The following is a 19,645-nucleotide window of genomic DNA, read 5'->3' as shown; positions in this document are numbered from 1 at the left end:
CTGTCTATGCACAATGCGATCACTGACGATCTGGAGGCTCTGCTGGAGGCTCTTCCTCCCAGCATCCACGAAGCGGTCGACCGCCTGGAGAACCGCGGTGAGCTGCTAGAGATCGTAATGGACCTGGGGCGTTTGCCCGAGGCCCGCTTCCCGGATGGAGAGGTGATCCTGAGCGACCAGCCTATCACCTATGCCGACCTCGAATACGTAGTCGAACGCATCGGCGAGTTCGGCGATGATAACCGCGCCGGCATCGAGCGCACGCTCCACCGCATCAGCGCCTTGCGCAATCGGAAGGGGCGTGTAGTCGGCCTGACCTGCCGCATTGGCCGCGCGGTGTTGGGCAGCATTGCCCTAATCCGCGATATCGTCGAGCAGGGCCAATCGATTCTGATCCTTGGTCGCCCGGGCGTAGGCAAAACGACGCTGCTGCGCGAGATCGCTCGCGTGCTGGCCGATGAGGCCAATAAGCGAGTGGTGGTGGTTGATACCTCCAACGAGATTGCCGGCGATGGCGATATCCCTCATCCCGGCATCGGGCGCGCGCGGCGGATGCAGGTGGCTCATACCTCGATGCAGCATGCGGTCATGATCGAGGCTGTGGAAAACCATATGCCCCAGGTGATCGTGATCGATGAAATTGGTACGGAGCTGGAAGCGCAGGCGGCGCGAACAATCGCAGAGCGTGGTGTCCAGCTGATTGCAACGGCGCACGGCAACTCGTTGAGTAACTTGCTGGTCAACCCGACGCTCTCCGACCTGGTGGGCGGTATCCAGACGGTGACGCTCGGTGATGAGGAGGCTCGCCGACGCCATACACAGAAGAGCATCCTGGAGCGTAAGGCTCCGCCGACTTTCGATGTGGTCGTGGAGCAGCAGAGCTGGCAGGAGCTGATCGTTCATCGCGATGTGGCGGAGACGGTGGACAATCTCTTGCGCGGCCAACCGGTGATTGCCGAAGTACGGACGCGCGATGAGGAGACAGGACGGGTCTCGGTGCGCCGCGTGACGATCGGTGGCATGGAGCTGCCCGCCTGGGGCGGCGGCTCCGGCTCTCTCGCCGGACGCCAGGGGGGCTACCTCCCTTTCGAACGCTCGGCGGGCGGCTGGAACAATCTGCGCCAAATCGGCCAGGCGACCTGGCGCGACGTCGCCACGGCTGATTCTTTGCGCCGCAACGGGCAGTCGCTGCTGCCAGCACTCGCACCCAGCGGCCTGGCAGCCAACCTGCGCCGCTCGCCCTCCGGCCTGATGACCCTGAGCAATACCGCGCCAGCTTTGACCTCGGAGGAGATCCTGGCAACCGAGGAGGAGGCTCAGCGAGCCGTCGCTCCCTCTCCTCCCCAGCCGATCCGCATCTATCCCTTCGGGGTCAATCGCGATCGCTTGGAACAGGCTGCCCGCCAGCTCGGGGTGCCGGTGATCATTACGAAGAATGAGCATGAGGCCAATGCCGTTATCACACTCAAGAATTACTATCGCCGCCAGCCCGAGCGCTTGCAACAAGCCGCCGATCATCAGAAGACGATTATTATTCTGAAGAATAATACGGTGGCGCAGATGCAGCATGCTCTGGCGCGCATCTTTGCCCTCCCCGAGGAGGAGGATGACGAGGGCGGCTCCGGCTCGTCTGGCTCGCTAACTGGACTGGCTCAGGATGAAGAGACTCGGCGCGCGCTCCTGGAGGCAGAGGACGCTATTCATCGCCTCTTGAACAATGGGCTGACTGCCGCCGAGCTGGCCCCCGCTAATGCGTATGTGCGCCGGCTACAGCATCAGCTCGCCAGCCGCTATAACCTGTTCTCGCGTAGTCGGGGCAAGGAGCCTAATCGGCGCGTGAAGATCTTCCGCAGTTAAAGGGTAACGCTATAGAACGGCGCGGCACGGGTCCACTCGTCTCGCTTCTTCGCTGGCTCGCTCGCAATGCCGGCTGGAGCCTGGTGAAAGGACGATGAGCGGGCCTCTGCCGCGCCTCACTCTGTCCGGCTGCCGCCGGGCCTTGGGCCAGGCTCGGCTCTCCCCCCTCTTATCCTCTTGCGCTTCACGCTAGCGCTGCGCTATAATAGCCCCAATTCGGAGGAGGAGAAATGAGTGGCAGGCGAGCCTGACCCGTCAACAGCTGACAGGAAGCAGGCAGACCGGTCAATCTGGCGAGGCTGCGGTGGGCTTGTGAGGGAGAAGATCAGTCGCTCGCGCTCCAGCGCAACGCCGCGCTGAGGGCAGAGGTAAGGTCGGGAGAGAGGAGAGGCCAGGGAGAGAAGGAAGGAACCAACCACAGTGCTGTGGTCAGGTCCAACATTCTGTGAAAGGAACTGCGCTACCTATGCGTGTTGTGAACGATGATCATGCCACCGGTACCGGCGAGCCCGCAGATAGGGGAGGAATGCCTTCAGCCACTCCTGCTGCTGTCCTGTCGTCCTCTACAGCTCTCCCCGTAACGATCGCCGATATCTGGGAGGCGTATAAGCTCCTGAAACCGTTGCTGCACCATACCCCGTTAACCCCCTCGCGCACGCTCCGGGAGATGACCGGTGCCGAGGTCTATTTGAAGGCCGAGAATATGCAGCGCTCTGGCTCGTTTAAGGTGCGTGGGGCGAGCTTTAAGCTCTCACGCCTGAGCGAGAAAGATTATCAACGCGGCGTGATTGCGGCCTCCGCCGGTAACCATGCCCAGGGCGTGGCCATTGCCGCGGCCCAGCATAAGATCCCCTGTACAATTGTGATGCCAGAGACCGCCCCCCTGGCAAAGGTGATGGCAACCCAGGGCTATGGGGCCGAGGTGGTGCTGCATGGCTTTACTTACGATGATGCTTATCAGCGCTGCCTGGAGCTGCGGGAGCAGACGGGGGCTACCTTTATCCATGCCTTTGATGACCCCGATATCATCGCCGGTCAGGGAACGCTCGGCCTGGAGATGCTCAGCGATCTCCCCGATGCCGATGCCATCCTGGTCCCCATCGGCGGTGGGGGCTTGATTGCTGGCATTGCCATCGCTGCTCGCGCTTTGCGTCCCAATATTACGATTATCGGCGTGCAGGCTGCGGGTGCCCCTAGCTGCCGCAGCTCGCTTGATGCGGGCAAGCCTCTGGAGCTGCCGGCAATTACAACGGTGGCCGATGGTATCGCGGTCAAGCGGCCCGGCGAGCTGACCTTCTCGGTCATCCAGCGCCTGGTCGATGACGTGGTCCTGGTTGACGATGAGGCGATTATCAGCGCGGTCCTCTTCCTCATGGAGCGCTGCAAGATGCTGGTCGAGGGAGCGGGCGCTGCCGGCGTGGCAGCTCTGCTGAGTGGCACCGTCAGGCTGCCGGGCAAAAAGGTGCTGGTTCCTCTTACAGGCGGTAATATCGACATCAACCTCGTGGGCCGCTTCATCGAGCATGGCCTGGCCGCCGCCGGTCGCTATTTTGTGATCCATACCCGCCTGGAAGATCGTCCAGGCGAGTTGATGCGCTTCCTGGGTATCATCGCCGATATGCGCATCAATGTGATCGATGTGCGTCATCAGCGCATATCAAGCCATCTTCCGATCATGCAGCGCGAAGAGACGCTGACGCTGGAGACGCGCGATCGGGCGCAGTGTGAGCAGCTGCTAGAGCGTCTACGGGCCGCTGGCTACGTGGTGGAAGAGGCGCAGTCGCTGGATTGAGACAGGCGTGTGGCGCTGCCGTTTGCCGTTTGATCGCTGGTCCTTGGGCTAGCCAGCATCGGCGACTGTTCTGGAGCTGATCGTAGCTGGGCATCCTCTCCTCATCGCTGCACAGATTCTCCTCCAGAATGTCCTGAGTGCCGCGTTCAATCCTGTGAATGAATGAATGTGGTCGGAGGGGCATTCTGGCCAGCTAGGGAAGTCGGCTGCGGAGCGTTGGCGCAACGATCGTGAGGGACCTGGCAAAGGCGTGGATGGTGTTGTTCACTGCCTTTATCCCTCTCGTCCTGGCTTCCGACTCTATTCCAGGAGAAACCCCTTAATGGAGGAGCCAATTGCTATGCTTTGTCTGCTCCGCTATAATGGCTGGCGAGTGTTCATCTAGAAATGAGTAAGAGACTGCAGCGAGATCGAGTAGTTAAGAGAAGGAGCCGGGGAAGATCATGGATGCTGTCAACAGTTCGCCGGGCCTGGCCACTCTGCGTTTTCTGACTGGCCCCTTGGCGGGCACGACGGTGCAAATCGCCAAAACGGTCACTACCCTTGGACGCGAGCCGAGCAACGATATCGTGATTTCCGACCCGACGGTTTCGCGTCAACATGCTCGTTTGTTCTGTGAGAACGGGACCTGGATCATCGAGAAGCTGAGTCCTCAAAATACGCTGATCGTCAACCAGCGACAGGTGCAGCGGGAGACCATACATGATCGAGACACTATTGGGCTTGGGCCGGGCACTACCTTTCTCTTTCTACTAGCGGCAGGGCAAGCGGGAGGTAGCGGCGGCAGTGGTGGAAGCGCTCAGAGAGTCTCGCCGGTTGCTAGCGAAGGAGGAGCAGTCGCTGGGGAGGTCAGGCAGCCGCAGCCGCAGCCACAGCCAGTGGTGGCGCCGGTGCCCACTCCACTCCCTCAGCCGGGGGCGACTCCAGTCCCAGGGCCGGGCGCAGTGCCCGCCGGAGCGGTACCGGTGGCAGGTGAAGGGGGAACTGAGCGTGTTGATTCCGAACTCTTCAAGGCCCAGCTGGCAGCGATGGCAGGTGGGAGTGCAGGGGCTCCCCAGGCCCAGGGCGTGCCGTCGCTGGAGATCAGCAGCAACGTACGGCAGGAAAAGCTGGTCTATCCACTCAATAAGCCGGTCATTAACATTGGACGTGATCCCTCCAACGATATTGTCATTGCGGAGCCGATCATCTCGGCCTTCCACGCCCAGATCGTCTTTGACGGCAACCAGCCCTATATTGTGCACCCGCATCCGGCGCGCGGGCGAACGCTCAACGGCCTGCTCTATCGTGGCCAACGGATTCGCGGTGACGAGCAGTTTCGCAAGCCGCTAGAGCGAGGTGATATTTTCCGCATTGGTGACGAGCATGGTACCCTGGTCACGCTGGCCTACAACGATGGCAGCGGCCAGGTACAGGAGATGCTGCCCGAGATCCATCCGGTCCCCCTGGGCGCGCCTGTCATCACGATCGGGCGCCATCGCGATAACATGCTGGTGCTTAGCCATCCCCAGGTCTCGGGCCATCATGCTCGCCTGGAGCGCCTGGCCGATGGCAGTTATCGCATCGTCGATCTTGGCAGTACCAACCATGTCTATGTCAACGGGCAACGCGTGAGTCAGCGCCTCCTGGTGCCCGGCGACGAGATTCGCATCGGTCCCTTCAAACTGGTCTATACCGGTACGGAGCTGACGCAGCACGACGAGAGCCGCAGCATTCGCATCGATGCGCTGCATCTGAAGCGCTACGGCACGCATCACATGCTGCTACTGCAGGACATCTCGCTGGTGATTCCACCGCGTAAATTCGTCGCCGTTGTCGGCGGCTCGGGAGCCGGAAAATCGACGCTGATGGATGCCCTCAACGGGTTGCGACCAGCCGAAGAGGGGCTGGTCCTCTACAACGGGCAAGACTACTACAAGAACCTGGCCGCCTTCAGTACGCAGCTGGGCTATGTTCCGCAGGATGACATTGTCCATCGTGACCTGACAGTAGAGCGTGTGCTCTACTATGCCGCCAAGTTGCGCCTGCCTGAAGACTTCACTCACGAGCAGATTCAGAGGCGCATCGAAGAGGTGCTGGAAGACGTCGAGATGACTCACCGACGCCATCTCCTGGTGAGCAGGCTCTCCGGCGGCCAGCGCAAGCGCGTCTCGATCGCTATGGAGCTGCTGGCGAATCCCAGCGTCTTCTTCCTGGATGAGCCGACCTCGGGGCTTGATCCCGGACTAGACCGCAAGATGATGCTGCTGCTGCGTCGCCTGGCCGATAAGGGCCACACCATTATTCTGGTGACGCATGCCACGACCAATATCAATGTCTGTGACTATATTTGTTTTCTGGCCCCGGGCGGCTATCTGGCCTACTTTGGACCACCCGAGGAGGCCAAACAGTTTTTTGGGCGCAGCGACTTCGCAGAAATCTACAGTCTCCTGGAACCAACCGACGAAAATCCCAACGTGCCCCAGCAGGCGGCAGAGCGCTTTAAGCAGTCAGCCGATTACCAGAAGTATGTGGCCATGCCGCTGAGTACGGGCCCGGCGAGCCGCCTCAATCAGCCGATTGCTCAGACTGCCGCGGTCAAACCGCCGAAGCGCGGCAATCCCTGGCGGCAGTTCTGGCTGCTCTCCTTCCGTTACCTGGAATTGCTTAAGAACGACGTTGGGAACCTGCTCATTCTGCTCCTACAGGCACCGGTGATCGGCCTGATCCTCTTCTTCCTGGCCGGGCACGGCACCTTTGATTCGAGCAGCATCGTCACTTGCCAGACGAATCCGCCGCCGTCGGGCCTGCCAGCTATTCCGATCACCGTGCCCAATGGCAACAAATATGATTGTCAGAACGTCATAAATGCTCTGCAGACGCCCCAGGGTCAGGCGCTGCTCGCCCAGAAAGGGCTGACTGAGGATCAGGCGCTGAACTACTATATTACTCCTGGCTCGGGCGGCGATGCGCAGAAGATCCTCTTCATCATGGCTTTTGCCGCTGTCATGTTCGGCTGCATCAATGGGGCTCGCGAGATTGTCAAAGAGGCACCCATCTATCGGCGCGAGCGGGCAGTGAATCTGGGCATCATCCCATATATGTTCTCCAAGATCGCCGTGCTGGGCCTGCTCTGTCTGTTGCAGAGCCTGGTGCTGGTGGTGATGGTCAGCCTGAAGGCTCCCTTCCATCAGGGAATCTTCCTGCCTGTCGGACTGGAGATCTACATTACTATGGCCCTCACCTCGCTGGCGGGCCTCATGCTGGGACTGACCATCTCGGCTATTGCCCCCAACAATGACCGGGCCATGAGCTTCGTCCCCATTGTGCTCATTCCCCAGGTCATTTTCTCGGGAATCATCTTCTCCCTTCAGGGGCCACTCCTGCAATTTCTGGGAGCCTTCTTTGCCGCTCGCTGGGCGATGGCAGCTCTCGGCTCCTCAATCGGGCTGCATGGCGATAAGTTGGGGGCCGACGGCTTCTCCTATCATGGGACGCTCTTCCCAACCTACGACGGTCATAGCCAGGCTGAAGCAGTCTTCCATTTGCTCTTGACCTGGTTTGCCCTGGCGCTGATGAGCGTCATTCTCGCCCTGCTGATCGCCTACTTCCTGAGACGCAAGGATGTGCGGCGCTAGCTGATCTGGCGGCAGCTGATTCATTGCCGCCAGAGACGCCGCGCCAGATGGCGCGAGGCGCCCTTCGCTCTCCTCATCTACCAGATCAGAGAGCGAAGGAATAGCAAGGAACAGCGAGAAACGACGGCAGGATATCGGGCATAAAGGCGAAGAGGGGCGCATGGTACTTCTTGGCATCTTGCTTGATCGCACTTTTCACCTTATGTTATTGTAACAATGTTCTTATCCGGGTACACCCGGGCCAGTTCTGGGAACAATGAGTGAGCGAGCGAGCGGACGGGCAACAGGGAAAGTGTTACTTAACAGGCGTATTATCGTCGGCATTTGCGGAGGAATCGCCTGCTATAAGGCTGCTGATCTGGTGAGTAAGTTGCAGCAGGCGGGTGCGCTCGTCGATGTGATCATGACGGAGCGTGCTGAAGAGTTTGTACGTCCGCTGACGTTCGCCGCTTTGAGTCATCGGCCCGTCTATAGCGATCTGTGGCAGGCGGCAGAACATGCCGCCGAGTTGCACATTGAGCTGGCGCGCGCTGCCGAGCTGCTGGCGGTGGTGCCGGCCACGGCCAATACGATTGCCAAACTGGCTCACGGAATCGCCGATAATTTGCTGACGGCGGTGGCCCTGGCAACACGGGCCCCGCTCTTGCTGGCTCCGGCGATGGATGCTGAGATGTATGAGCATCCAGCGACGCAGGCGAATCTAGCCCTGCTGCGCGAGCGCGGAGCCCATGTGGTCCCACCAGAGGTGGGGCATCTGGCTTCCGGGGCGATCGGCCCCGGGCGGCTGCCAGAGACACCCGTCCTGCTGGGGGCTGTGCGCTGGCTGCTGGGCCGTAATGGCGACCTGGCGGGTCGACGCGTCGTTGTTACTGCCGGCGGTACTCGCGAGCCAGTCGATCCGGTCCGCTTCCTGGGGAATCGCTCTTCCGGGAAGATGGGCTTTGCTCTGGCCGCTGAGGCCCTGGCCCGCGGCGCTCAGGTACGGCTGATCTCCGCCCCAACGGCGCTGACTCCTCCCTATGGAGCGGAGTTTGTGGAGGTGGAGACAACCCTCCAAATGCTGGAGGCTGTCCGCCAGGCCGTGGCAGCTGCCGATGTGTTGGTGATGAATGCGGCAGTGGCCGATTTCCGTCCCGCTGCCCCGGCGCCGCGCAAGATCAAGAAGGAGGAGCTTAGGGCCGATGAGGGCGCGCGCGCTGATGCCCAGGCTGAGGCCGAGGAGGTGCTGACGCTGCGCCTGGTGCGCAATCCCGATATCTTGCAGGAACTCGCACACCTCTCTGCCGCACAGACGGATACCGCTGCTGTGGCCCGCCCGGCGCCAGCCCCGCCGGCAGAGGTGTCTGGGTCGTCGCTCTCGCGCTCGTCGGAAATGCCTGCTCGCCCACGCCACCTGATCCGCGTTGGCTTTGCCGCCGAGACCCACGACGTGCTCTCCTACGCCCGGCAGAAGCTGGCGCAGAAGAGCCTGGATCTCCTGGTCGCCAACGATGTGACTCGCCCCGATAGTGGCTTCGGCTCCGATACCAATAAGGTCTATATCTTCCACGCCGATGGCGGCTTGGAGGAGCTGCCAGTCATGCCGAAGGAGGAGGTCGCGGCTGCCATCTGGGATCGGATCGTCCCTTTGCTAGGGACGAACTAAGTTGGGAGGACGTGGCTTTGTGATGGGTGCTTTGCTCTTAGAATTGTTGGGTACACGGAGTACGCAGGAGGAGTCCGCTATGGAACGCAGTGCTAGTGCTGGTTTTGAAGGCATCGCTCAGCTGCTGCTGGAGCAGAAGAAATTGATGGAGGCCCTGGAGGCCGAGAACCGCGAGCTGCGCCGCCAGCTCGCCGATCTGCGCCGCGGCGTCGGGATCGCCGTGGTGATCGAAGGGAAGACAATTCAGCTGGCTACTGATCAGCCAATGGCTCAGTCTCAGGCCGCTCTGCAGAGTTTGCAGAATCTCCAAAGCACTCCTGTGACGCCGAGTGCAGCTCAGAATGCCGGTTACCCCTCTCAGCCTATGCGCCAAACTGGTAGCCAGCAGTCGGTGAATCTGAACGAGAAGCGGGAGAATGGGAACAACCGCAGCCCGCTTGCTGACAGCTTCGTTCTCTAGCTCGCCCGGTTCCATCCAGTCCAACTGCCCTGGTCGCTTAACTGGCTGGCTGGTTGGTTGGTTGGCTGGCTGATTGACCGTCGGTGAGACCCTGATGAGAACCTGGCGCTGCGCTCGCGAGCTGGTGGCTGACGGTCAGAAGAATGCGCGCCGCGCGCTGCCTGTCCGCATGCCAGGTAGGCGGGCTGTTTCCTGCTCTGGCTTGCATCTGTGTGCCGCGCCGATGGTCGCTGTTGAAGATGCGGTCGCTGGCGGAGACCCTCAGCGGCTTCTCGTGGTCCTGTAGATCAGTTGTTTGTTTGATCCCGCGTCGCGTTGGCCCGCGGTTGAGGGTCTCTTTGCCTTTGTTTTGTCGGCGCTGGCTCGGTTTGCGCCTCTTGCGCTCGCGCCGCTAACGACGCCAGGCTCCAGGCTGGAGAGAGCTGGCCCTGACCTGGCCGCTTCCTGCTATGCTCTGGCATTGTGTGCGACTCTGACTCAGCTCTGCTCTGATGGCAGGCCAAGCTGGAGAAAGGAGGGATCTGGTGCCCGTGAAGCTGGTGCGATCTCTCCTCCTCCACCTCCTCCTCCTCTCGTTCTTGTTCTTGACCTCCCCTTCTTGCTCCTGACTCGGCCTCCCTCCACCCTGCACCTGATTGGGGGAACTGCACTGGATGGGCACATATGTTAGTCATCTGGCACACAGGCCCGGCCCAGTAATTCGTTCTTGAGTCCCCGGCTTTCCCTGCGTTTATATTTCTCAGAGGAGAGCTTGCCATTTTGTGGATTCGGGGTGTCCTCTGCCTGCCTGGTCTTGTTTGCTGTGACGCTGCTCTGAGAGTGGCTACAATGGATGAGGGTGCTGGCGAAGAAAAGAACCAGCCGTGTGTGAGTAGCCCGCTGTCAGTAATCAGCTCGCTTGTCTGCCTGTCTATCTGTCCGTCGACTGAGCTGACACTTTACCTGATACTTAACAGAGAGGCGTGTGGCAGAAGGCGCATACACGTAGCCAGGGACCCGAATCTCATCTAAGAGAAGGCGAGGGAGCAGGACAGCGACGGTTGTGGCTGCGATGCTCTTTGTGAGTTGTGAGAGGCCGGGCAGGAACGAGCAATCCGCCCCCCTACGCGGGGCTAAGCTGGCTTGTGTTATCTCTCGCCTGACCTCTGTGAACCTACCACCAGGGAGGATTTGGTGATGATCTGTCCCCGTTGTCAAAGTCAAGTCGCCGATGGGGTCCGTTTCTGCGGTACCTGTGGGATGCCGCTACAGCCGGCGGGAAGAACACCCGCGCCGCCCGGGTCCCCTGTACCGCCAGGTGCCCCAGGTGATCCCTACAGTGCTCCTCAAGGGGGATTTGTGCCTCCTAATCAGTACGAGGAGTATGGCAGCAGCCCCTTTGGCAATGCTGTACCTCGCGCCGAGTTGCACAACCCGCGCGGCCCCCTTCAGGTAGCCGATATGAGCATTTCCATTGAGGGCGAGCTGGTTCCGGTCGTTGATATCATGCTCGGCAGCCAGATGCCCATCTACTTCGAGCACCATATTCTGCTCTGGAAGCATCCTGGTGTTCAAATTGGCTTCAAGTCTCTCAAAGGGGCGGCCCGTCGCTTCTTTGCCGGCCTGCAGATTTTCCTGACGGAGGCTTATGGACCAGGCAATATCGCCTTCTCGCGGGACTCGGTGGGCCAGATTGTGGCGCTCCGTCTCCAGCCTGGCCAAACTGTCGAGGTGCGCGAGCACCAGTTTCTGGTCGCTACCGGCAATATTGAGTACGACTTTACCTTTGTTCAGGGGATCTCCAATATCCTGTTTAGCCGTACAGGCTTCTTTATCGATCGTTTTACTGCTGTTGGTAGCGAAGGGGTCTTGTTGCTTCACGGCTACGGCAATGTCTTCGAGAAGATGCTCGCACCGGGTGAGGCGCTGGATATCGAGCCGGGAGCCTGGCTTTGGAAAGATCCTTCGGTCCAGATGACCGTGACGACCGTGGCTGGCTCGCAGCGTGTCGGGGGTATTCTGGGGGCGATTGGTGGGTTTGTGGCGGGTGCCTCGATCACGCTCAATCGCTTCATTGGTCCAGGCCGGGTAGGAATTCAGTCCATGACGTACCATCCACCGCAGTATGAGGGGTCTCCCCAGGCTGGAGGCACCAGCAACTTTGGCGGTCTGGGCAGCCTCTTCAGCTGAGCTGACCGGGCTGCCTGAAGTGCCTGGCGCGGGAGTCAGGCCGGGCCGGGGAGCTGCGCACCAACAAGCCGGGCAGGGAAGGATAGATGGGCGGAGCAGTGCCGGCTGCTGCTATCTCTTCCGATCACTGCTGAAGACCTTCTTCCCTGGCCCGGCTTCCCTTTCTTGTCTCGCCTGCCTCAGTGCAGCCTCCTGCCGGTCTCTCTTCTTCTGTGTTATGTTATCTCCTCTCTCTTGGACGTCTGTGACACCTTCAGAACTAGGAGCTTGCTCGTCCCTGGTCCTTGTCGCGGCTCATGCGCAGTACCTTGAGCATGTATTGCTCCGAGTTCAGATAGTAAGGGTTGCGTTTGATATATTTCCCGACCACGGAGATAGGATGCAGCTTGAGCAGCTCGGCCACCAGGCCGGGCATCAGCTTGTTATGGTCATAGTGCATCAGGGCGATGATGGGCGCATTCTGGAATGTGAAAACGGCATCAGAGGCTGCTTCATACTTGAGGATCTGCTCCGGGGTCGCCGCGTCGCTGGTGAGCCAGCTCATGTCAATTGAGATGCGCACGGCCTTCCAGCCTTCGCGCAGCGCCTGGGCGATGAAAGTCTGATGAGAGGAGAGCAGGAAATAGGGATCGAAGCGGGAGCCATTGGCGAGGAAGCTCTCCCGCTCCTCGTGCAAGACCAGTTGTCCGCTGGCGAGCGCGGCATTGACATCGACGTTCAGACTGGCTAATTCCTCTCGCAGCTCCTGAACCTGGGCGGGCGCGGCGGCGAAGAGGCACTTTTCCGAGGCCGTCAGACCGACTCGGAGGAGGCGCGCTGTCACACCAGGAATCTCCGACACTTTGCGGTAGAGCTGGCAAATGTGCGAGCCGGGAGGAATGCGCTCAGATTTGCCCTCAACACTAAGATCCATACCTACCTCCACGGTCTTCTTCTGCTGTCTGGCGTCTCTGGCTTAAACGAGCCTGCCGCTCCTGGCGAAGCTGGGCGGCTCGATTGTTCGTGGAGATGACGACCAGGCTTAAGAGGCCGAAGACCATCACACCTGATAAGAACGTAATGAGTACCAGTAGAGTGATATGTTGCGGAGAGAAACCGAGGAGCAGGGACAGGACGAGCGTCAGCAGCGTCATGGACACGGGGACAACCAGTGCCCAGGCGATGATGATGCGCAGGCTCTGTTTGATCGTCAGCGCCTCTCCGCCGCTGTAGGGGAAGAAGATCCGCCGAAACAGGGAATAGCGCACGTGCTCTTGTTGCTGTTGCATAGGGCTAACAAGATCCTTCCTGCCGGTGCCGCTGTTGTAGCCAGCGCTGCAGAATAGCCTCCGCCTGGTAGAGAATATTGACCTCGTTCTGGTACGTCAGGAGACGGCAGGCCTCACCCAGGGAGAACCAGCCCACACGGTCGTACTCGTGATCGTGCAGCGTGATATCGCCACCGATGGCCTCCAGCAGGAAATGACGCACCTGCTTATGATAGCGGATATGGTCGCGCACGAAGCGATACGAGATCGTGCCGATGTAGGCGATCAGGCGCACTTGCAGGCCCGTCTCCTCCTGTACCTCGCGCAAGGCTACCTGCTCGATCGTCTCGCCAGCGTGTGGCGTCCCTTTCGGCAGGACCCAGATCCCCGGGTGGCTACGACCGACAAGGGCCACCTCAATGCTCATTCCTTCGCTTCCAACCAGCCCCCTGAAATTGCGTACTGCTTTCCCCTGAACGGATCGCTGTCTGGCGTAGTGCTGTTGTTGCTGCTGTAACTGCTGCTGCCTTTGAGCTAGCGGGGCTGGTACAGGAACCAGGCGGAAGACCACGCCTCCGGCTGAGTACGCGCGCAGCGTACGATAGTGCTGATAGCGGTCCCAGCCCCGAGCTGTTCCCTCTCTATGCCATCGCAACTTCGCCCCACTCCTCCTTGCTACGAATGCTGCTGCTGACTGTCGCGTGCGTATCCTGGCCAGCCAGCCAGCAACAAAAGAATTGGGCGCGACCTGAGAGAGTCGCGCCGCGTACTGATACCTGCCAGAGCATTGACGCAGCGCGAAACCTCTTCCTGTAAAGGGAACAGGTTGCGCCGCTCCTTATCGTGGCAGTATAGCGAATGCCTTGACATGTGTCAAGACAGCATCCGTCGGACAGCCTCCAAATTTGCGGGTGGGACATCGGGGGGAACGGCGCAGCCTGGAGCCAGGATAAAGTGCTCGCCGTTGGTCAGCTCCAGAGCCTTCTGCACCTCCTCTTGCACCTGATCGGGGGTACCGGTGCGCAGCACAGTCTTTTCGCTGATGCCGCCCATCACTGCTTTACCCGAGCGGCGTTTTCCCTCACGCAGATCGGGATTCCCCTCCAGGGTGGCGGCCCAGCTGATCGCGTGGACGGGGTAGTTCGCCAGCAGGTCGAAGTAGATGCGAGGGCCGCAGTTGTGCAGAATGGTAAACTTGCTGCGTCCCTTGATAGCATCCAGGAACTCCAGATCATACTGCTCACCAAACTCGCGGTACTGATCTTGGGTGAGTATACCCTCGCGGGCCCAGCCATTGGTAGCGTAGAAGATGCCACTGGCGCCCTCTTCCATACAGGCGATGGCAAAGGTGATAAAGGTTTCCAGGATAGTCCGCAGGCCGGTATGGAGGGCCTTACGATCTTCGCGCATGCTATGCAGTACCGCCTCGGTGCTGTTGCCGGCCAGATACTTGGCCACGCCCAGTGGGCAGAAAATCGTCTGTACAAAGTAGGCATCGTTCCCGAGATGGTATTTAATGAGCTGCAAGGCACGCAGCTGCTCGGCCAGGGCTCCCTGCGTCGGCTCCAGCGGACGCAGCCGCTTCCAGTCTGCGGTACTCTTGATAGGAGTATCCTCGAAGATCGGCGGCTTGTATTTGTCGCCAGAGGGACGCACGCGGACCTTCCAGCCCTCAACGTGGTAGGAGGCACGTGGATTCACCTTTAGAAAGTCCCAGTCATAGCGTGTGAAGTTCTCAATCATTGCCTCCACAAATGTCTGCACATTCCACTCGCGCTCGTAGTCATGCCCCCACATACTCACCGGTACACGATCGACCGGCTTACCGCGCAAGGCGGCGTCAACACGTTCCTTCTTATTCAAGGTCTTTCCCATCCCCTCTAGACAAGATCACTAACTTGGATATAAACCATGCCTACAGACAGACAGCTCTGGATAGGCAGCGCTGCAGCTTGTACGCTACCCATGCGTTCCATCCACGGCAGAGCGAGCCGCAGTGCGGTGCACAGGCCACAGGCACAGGGGGACCTGGCCCCCGATGGGCAGGTCCTGCTCGGGGGGAAGGCTGCGCTTGTTGGCTGGTCACTCGGGGTGTTGCGGTTGGGGTAGCGGTCCCCGGTGATCGCTCGGCGGCGCGCCTGGCCCCCTGCTGACCCTGACTGACCAGGTGCTGTGTTGCTTGGATCGCTGAGTGGGTGAGTGGGTAGTAGTACATGCGCATCCTGCCTCTCTGTCGTCTCCGCCAGCATGACGCGACAGGGCGGCGCTGCGGCCACGCTGCTGGCTTATAGCCCCAACCGGGCCGTCAGCTGATAGCGGACTGGGAGCGAAGTGGCGACTGCCCAGGCGGAGATGACTAGAACAACCCGGCTGACCTTCCTGCCAAAGTCCGGGATGGCCACACTGGCCTGACCACTGGCCAGGTCAACAGGGAAACGGCGAACGCTGAAGTTCTGACCCTCATAGATCAGGGCCTGCACACTATAGTGTTCCGGCAGAACGTTCGCCGAGCGGATAAAGCCGTGGCTGACCCAGCCATTGTCGTTGACCAGGTTATCCTCGAAATGCAGCTCTGGGATACGTATCCAGGCTAGGGCAAAGCCCTGGCGATTAACCGCGTCATCGGTGACCTCCTCAAAGCGCAACTGGATACGCTGACCGGCGTAAGGGGTCAGGTCGATCTGCTCCTCGACCCATTGCGGACTGCTTCCGCCGCTGGTTCCGGTGTAGCCATAACCCCAGTTTCCCCCATTGGGGTTGCTGGCCGTTGTGTAGCGTCCGGGCAACGTTCTCCAGTTGATGCCGTCGGTCGAGGCTTCTACAAAGGCATAATCGTAGTCGCGTTCCAGATCAAACCAGGCGGCAAATTGCAGGGTGACGTGCTTGCCTTTGAGTGCGCTCAGGTCAAAGGAGCGAGTCAGGGTACTATCCATATTATCATATCGATTGCTCCACCACTCATAGTGTGAATGGTAGGGCGTGTTTGCGATAATGGGAGTTGTGGGTGTGCCTTTGAAGGTCAGGGTCAGGGTAGCTGCCTGCCCTGCCGGCTCGAAGGTGTAGTACTCTGCTGCGTACTGGTGAATACTGTTGAGCATGGTAAAAGGATAGCTGCTGACTTGCTGCGACGGCACAGGGGTTCCGACCTGGATGGTGGCATAGCCGTAATCTCCCTTGTCGATGCTATAGTCCTGAACGACATTGGCGAGGTACCACTTATTTACTACGTCAGCGAAACGGTCCTTATAACCATGACGGGCGAGGACATGGTCAAAGCTGAGGGGGGGATCAGCGGGGTCGCTCAGCAGCTCTTTGAGAATAGAGTAGCCACCATAGTGCTCGGCGAAGTAGGCCAGGAAGAGGTAGGCGGCTCCATAGTGGTCTAAGGCCGCTGGCATATCGTCGCTCCAGTCGGTGAGTTGCGTATTGGGATGAGAGAGAAAAGCGCCATCGGCGCCGCCCACGGGGAAGCCGTTGATGTGTTGCGCCAGTAAGGACATCCCTTCATTGATCCACTCTGGATCGCTGGGATGGAGATGCCAGTGAATCATGTGCTGAAATTCGTGGGCCAGGGTACTGTTGTAATCGGCTGTCCCCGGCAGCATGGTGTCGAGATCGATATAAATCATCTCGCGCTCATTGCTGTAGGGATTGATGGCCGTCGGGTACTCGTCGGCGGAGGAAAAGTAGCCGCCGACACCGTTGCCCAGGCCCGCAGCGTTCAGGATGGTCAGGTGCACATCATCGTCGATGCCTGGCTGCCACTCGCTGCCAAAGATGGCGTGCTCGCTGGGATAGATGCGCTCTTCGAAGAGGTCAGCGGAACTTTTCAGGGCAGTCAGACTGGCGCTCTGGCCGTCCTCGACGTACATGTACACATGAGGAGTGAGGTAGAGCAGCCGGGCCCGAATGCGCTGATAGCGATGCGTGTCCAGATTGAGAAGCCAGAACTGGTCTTCCTGGCCGAGGTGAGCGTTGAGCGGTGTGCTGCGCCCGTGCTGCGACAGCGGCTGCGAGCTGTGCAGCTTGAGACGCTGCACCAGGCTGTAGAGATCACGCGGTGGGTGAGCTGCCGTTGTAAGCAAGCGCTCGGCCTGCAGGAGCACTGACAGGTTCTGGGGCGTCGGCGACGGCTTCGGGCCGACGGTGGCGTCGCCGGACGCCGGTGTCTTGACTGCGGCGGCATTGCCAAAAGGAGCACAGGCGCTCACTGTAGTCGCTAGCGTAAGGAGCAGAGTCAGTAAGCCCAGCCATTTGCGAAGAAGCGAGAGCCTACCCCGAACCCGTTTGCACATGGTCGCTTAGCCCTCCAGTTCCTTGAAGCGATAGCCAACGCCCCGCTCCGTCAAGATGTATTGGGGGTGAGCAGGGTCTTTCTCGATCTTCTGCCGCAGGTAGGTGATGTAAAGCCGCAGATAGTGGGCCTCGTCTCGGTATTCCCGCCCCCAGACCTTGGAGAGCAGCGTCTCATGGGTGAGAAGACGCCCGGCATTGTTGACGAGATGGTAGAGCAGACGGTATTCGGTGGGACGCAGGGTGACCTTTTGGCCGCGGACAATCACCTCGCGCCTGGCAAAGTCGATCTTGAGGTCCTTGTCGACAACAATTTCAGTCTTGCGCGCCGGCGGCGGCATGAATGCACGGCGCAGCAAGGCCCGGATGCGCGAGAGCAGCTCGCGTGGACTGAAGGGCTTGGCGATGTAGTCATCGGCTCCCAGGTCCAGGCCGCGGATGCGGTCGTGTTCGTCCTGGCGCACCGTCAGCATGATCACCGGAACGGTCGAGACCTCGCGGATCTGGCGCAGAGTCTCAAAGCCATCCATGTCTGGCATCATCACATCAAGGACAATGAGGTCAGGCAGGTTTTCGCGCAGTTGCTTCAGGGCCTCCTCTCCACTACTGGCCTCCAACACGTGATAGTGCTCTAATTCTAGATTCATACGCACAAGATCGCGGATACGCGGCTCATCGTCAACAATGAGAATGGTGATATCACGATGATCGAAATTTTCCTTCTCCATCTTTAAAACACCACCATAGGCAATTGCGCCTTCTCCTTGCGAGGCAGGCTGAACGAGAATGTCGAGCCTTGATGGAGCGCACTTTCTACCCAGATCCTTCCTCCGTGAGCCTCGATGATAGCGCGGCAGATATAGAGGCCGAGGCCGGCGCCCGGGCGTCCAGACGTCGACGGGTGATTGATGCGCTGGAAGCGCTGGAAAAGCCGCTCCTGATCGCGCAGCGAGATGCCCATTCCCTGATCGCTGACGCTCACGATCACCTCATCGCCCACGGTGGAGCAGCTCACCGTGACTGTGCGCTGCCGTGGCGAATATTTAAGTGCGTTGTCCAGCAGGTTCTCCAGCACCTCCTCGATGCGGTCGCGGTCGGCCATGACCAGCGGCAGGTTGGGCGGGAGCTGCACCTTGATGTCGAGATCGGCACTGCGGGCCTGGAAGCGTCGCACTACGCCCCGAATCAGTGGCTCCAGATCCAGGGGAGCGATCTCCATATGCAGGCCACCAGCTTCAATGCGCGAGGCGTAAAGGAGATTCCCGACCAACTTATTGAGACGATCGGCCTCCTCTTCGATAGCGAGGAGGCGCGCGCGCAGTGTCTCGCGGTCAAAACTGGCGTCGCTGCGGGCCAGCGTGGAAGCGTAGCCTTTAATGATAGCGATCGGCGTTTGCAGCTCGTGGGAGATGACCGAGATGAACATTGAGCGCTGCTCTTCTTGCTCGCGCTCGCGGCTGATGTCGCGCACGGTCAGAATACCGTTCATCGGCTCGCCGCGCGCCGAGTGGACGCAGGAGGCCGAGACGCTCACGCTGAAGCGCTGGCCATCGCGTGCCGTGATCTGGATCTCGCGGTTGACCACGGGCTTGCCTGCAAAGGCTTGGAGGATGGGTGAGTTCTCCAGTCCCAGATCGTTCCCTTGCCGGTCCTTGGGGCGCAGCACATCATAATAAAAGCGGCCCAGCACCTCGCTTTCACGCCATCCTGTCAGGCGCTCCATCGCCGGATTGAAATCGATGATGCGGAAGGCGTGGTCGACGGTGAGGATGCCATCGGTGCTGTACTGGAAAATAGCGGCCAGGCGCTCCTGCTCGCGTACCAGCGATTGCGCCTTGAGAGCGAAGCGCATACTGGCGGCCAGTTGGGCGCGGAAGAGTGCGAAGCGGATCTGATCGTTCTCCAGGCAAGAGCTGCTTTCGGCGGGGCGGAGGTAGTGCAGCGTTCCCACCAGGCCGCTCTGGTCGTGGAGAATCAACGAGCAGCGCTCATACTCCCGGGTCTGGCGGCGTTGGCCAGGGCTGGAGCTGTCGAGGCGCTGGCCGCTACGGGCCTGGGAGGTGAGGCTCTCGGGGTCAGCGTCAGGGCCAATGAAATCGGCAAAGAGGTCCAGCTCGTCCAGCAGCGAGGGAGGCAGGCGCTCGACCACAAACGGTCGGGCTGGTGTGGGCAACGAGCCGCGCTGGATGTGCTCCAGCAGGCTCGCCACTGCTGCCTCGTTGATCTGATAGACGGTATATTCTTCGCTGCTCTGGGGGTCGAAGGCTTCGTTGGCCACCACAAAGAGGCCGGCCTCCCCACCCAGGAGGCGGATTGCGCTCCCGATGAGAATCACAAGTTGGCCATGCAAGTCCTTGAAGTGCTGCATCAGGGATCGGGACATGGCAGGCTCCGACAAAGACAGAGACAAGGCATGTATCTGGGTACAGAGCGGGGCCGGCAGGGGCAGGTTGGCACAGCTCCCCACCGGGGATTGTCAACGTTCGGTGTCAGTGCTATTTTAACACAAAGCCTTCAGGTAGGACAGAGATGCACATCGACATCTTCACGCTCTTCCCGGCCATG

The 19,645-nt window shown here is 60.1% G+C and carries 13 protein-coding genes; 6 read left to right on the top strand and 7 right to left on the bottom strand.

The window, feature by feature from the left end; genetic code table 11:
- The first annotated feature begins 6 nt into the window (after positions 1-6).
- The 6 genes from IRZ31_RS08160 to IRZ31_RS08135 all read left to right on the top strand — a co-directional run bounded on the left by IRZ31_RS08160 (position 7) and on the right by IRZ31_RS08135 (position 11,540).
- The gene (locus tag IRZ31_RS08160) at positions 7-1,857 is read left to right on the top strand and encodes a R3H domain-containing nucleic acid-binding protein (protein WP_297152194.1); all 1,851 of its coding nucleotides are present in this window, start codon (positions 7-9) and stop codon (positions 1,855-1,857) included.
- Between the two features lie 466 nt (positions 1,858-2,323).
- The gene (ilvA, locus tag IRZ31_RS08155; RefSeq protein WP_297152191.1) at positions 2,324-3,649 is read left to right on the top strand and encodes a threonine ammonia-lyase; all 1,326 of its coding nucleotides are present in this window, start codon (positions 2,324-2,326) and stop codon (positions 3,647-3,649) included.
- A 443-nt stretch (positions 3,650-4,092) separates the two neighbouring features.
- Positions 4,093-7,266 (top strand): FHA domain-containing protein, encoded by a 3,174-nt coding sequence (locus IRZ31_RS08150; RefSeq protein WP_297152188.1) that lies wholly within the window; start codon positions 4,093-4,095, stop codon positions 7,264-7,266.
- Between the two features lie 256 nt (positions 7,267-7,522).
- Positions 7,523-8,911, top strand: coding sequence for a bifunctional phosphopantothenoylcysteine decarboxylase/phosphopantothenate--cysteine ligase CoaBC (gene coaBC, locus IRZ31_RS08145; protein ID WP_297152185.1), 1,389 nt, complete (start codon positions 7,523-7,525; stop codon positions 8,909-8,911).
- Positions 8,912-8,990: 79 nt separating this feature from the next.
- A complete protein-coding gene (locus tag IRZ31_RS08140; protein ID WP_297152182.1) occupies positions 8,991-9,371 on the top strand; it encodes a hypothetical protein in 381 nt (126 codons plus the stop codon).
- A gap of 1,176 nt (positions 9,372-10,547) precedes the next feature.
- The gene (locus IRZ31_RS08135) at positions 10,548-11,540 is read left to right on the top strand and encodes an AIM24 family protein (RefSeq protein ID WP_297152179.1); all 993 of its coding nucleotides are present in this window, start codon (positions 10,548-10,550) and stop codon (positions 11,538-11,540) included.
- Between the two features lie 259 nt (positions 11,541-11,799).
- Here the strand turns inward: IRZ31_RS08135 and IRZ31_RS08130 are convergent, their stop codons facing one another.
- From IRZ31_RS08130 to IRZ31_RS08100, 7 genes are all read right to left on the bottom strand, one after another.
- A complete protein-coding gene (locus IRZ31_RS08130) occupies positions 11,800-12,453 on the bottom strand; it encodes an MEDS domain-containing protein (protein ID WP_112430561.1) in 654 nt (217 codons plus the stop codon).
- Positions 12,443-12,808 (bottom strand): hypothetical protein, encoded by a 366-nt coding sequence (locus tag IRZ31_RS08125; RefSeq protein ID WP_112430563.1) that lies wholly within the window; start codon positions 12,806-12,808, stop codon positions 12,443-12,445. The genes IRZ31_RS08130 and IRZ31_RS08125 overlap by 11 nt, the downstream gene beginning before the upstream one ends.
- 4 nt (positions 12,809-12,812) lie before the next feature.
- On the bottom strand, positions 12,813-13,442 hold the full coding sequence (locus IRZ31_RS08120) for an NUDIX hydrolase (RefSeq protein ID WP_297152174.1): 630 nt from the start codon (positions 13,440-13,442) through the stop codon (positions 12,813-12,815).
- Between the two features lie 218 nt (positions 13,443-13,660).
- Positions 13,661-14,650 (bottom strand): uroporphyrinogen decarboxylase family protein, encoded by a 990-nt coding sequence (locus IRZ31_RS08115; protein WP_297152171.1) that lies wholly within the window; start codon positions 14,648-14,650, stop codon positions 13,661-13,663.
- 422 nt (positions 14,651-15,072) lie between these two features.
- Positions 15,073-17,082 (bottom strand): immune inhibitor A domain-containing protein, encoded by a 2,010-nt coding sequence (locus IRZ31_RS08110; protein ID WP_297152168.1) that lies wholly within the window; start codon positions 17,080-17,082, stop codon positions 15,073-15,075.
- A 6-nt stretch (positions 17,083-17,088) separates the two neighbouring features.
- The gene (locus tag IRZ31_RS08105) at positions 17,089-17,808 is read right to left on the bottom strand and encodes a response regulator transcription factor (protein WP_297152165.1); all 720 of its coding nucleotides are present in this window, start codon (positions 17,806-17,808) and stop codon (positions 17,089-17,091) included.
- A gap of 2 nt (positions 17,809-17,810) precedes the next feature.
- Positions 17,811-19,463, bottom strand: coding sequence for an ATP-binding protein (locus tag IRZ31_RS08100; protein ID WP_297152161.1), 1,653 nt, complete (start codon positions 19,461-19,463; stop codon positions 17,811-17,813).
- Positions 19,464-19,645 lie beyond the last annotated feature (182 nt).

The organism is Thermogemmatispora sp. (assembly GCF_019683635.1).
In the GTDB taxonomy this organism is placed as follows: Bacteria; Chloroflexota; Ktedonobacteria; order Ktedonobacterales; family Ktedonobacteraceae; genus Thermogemmatispora.
The sequence above is the reverse complement of the archived record's forward strand: the minus strand, read 5'-3'. Positions and strand labels throughout refer to the sequence as shown.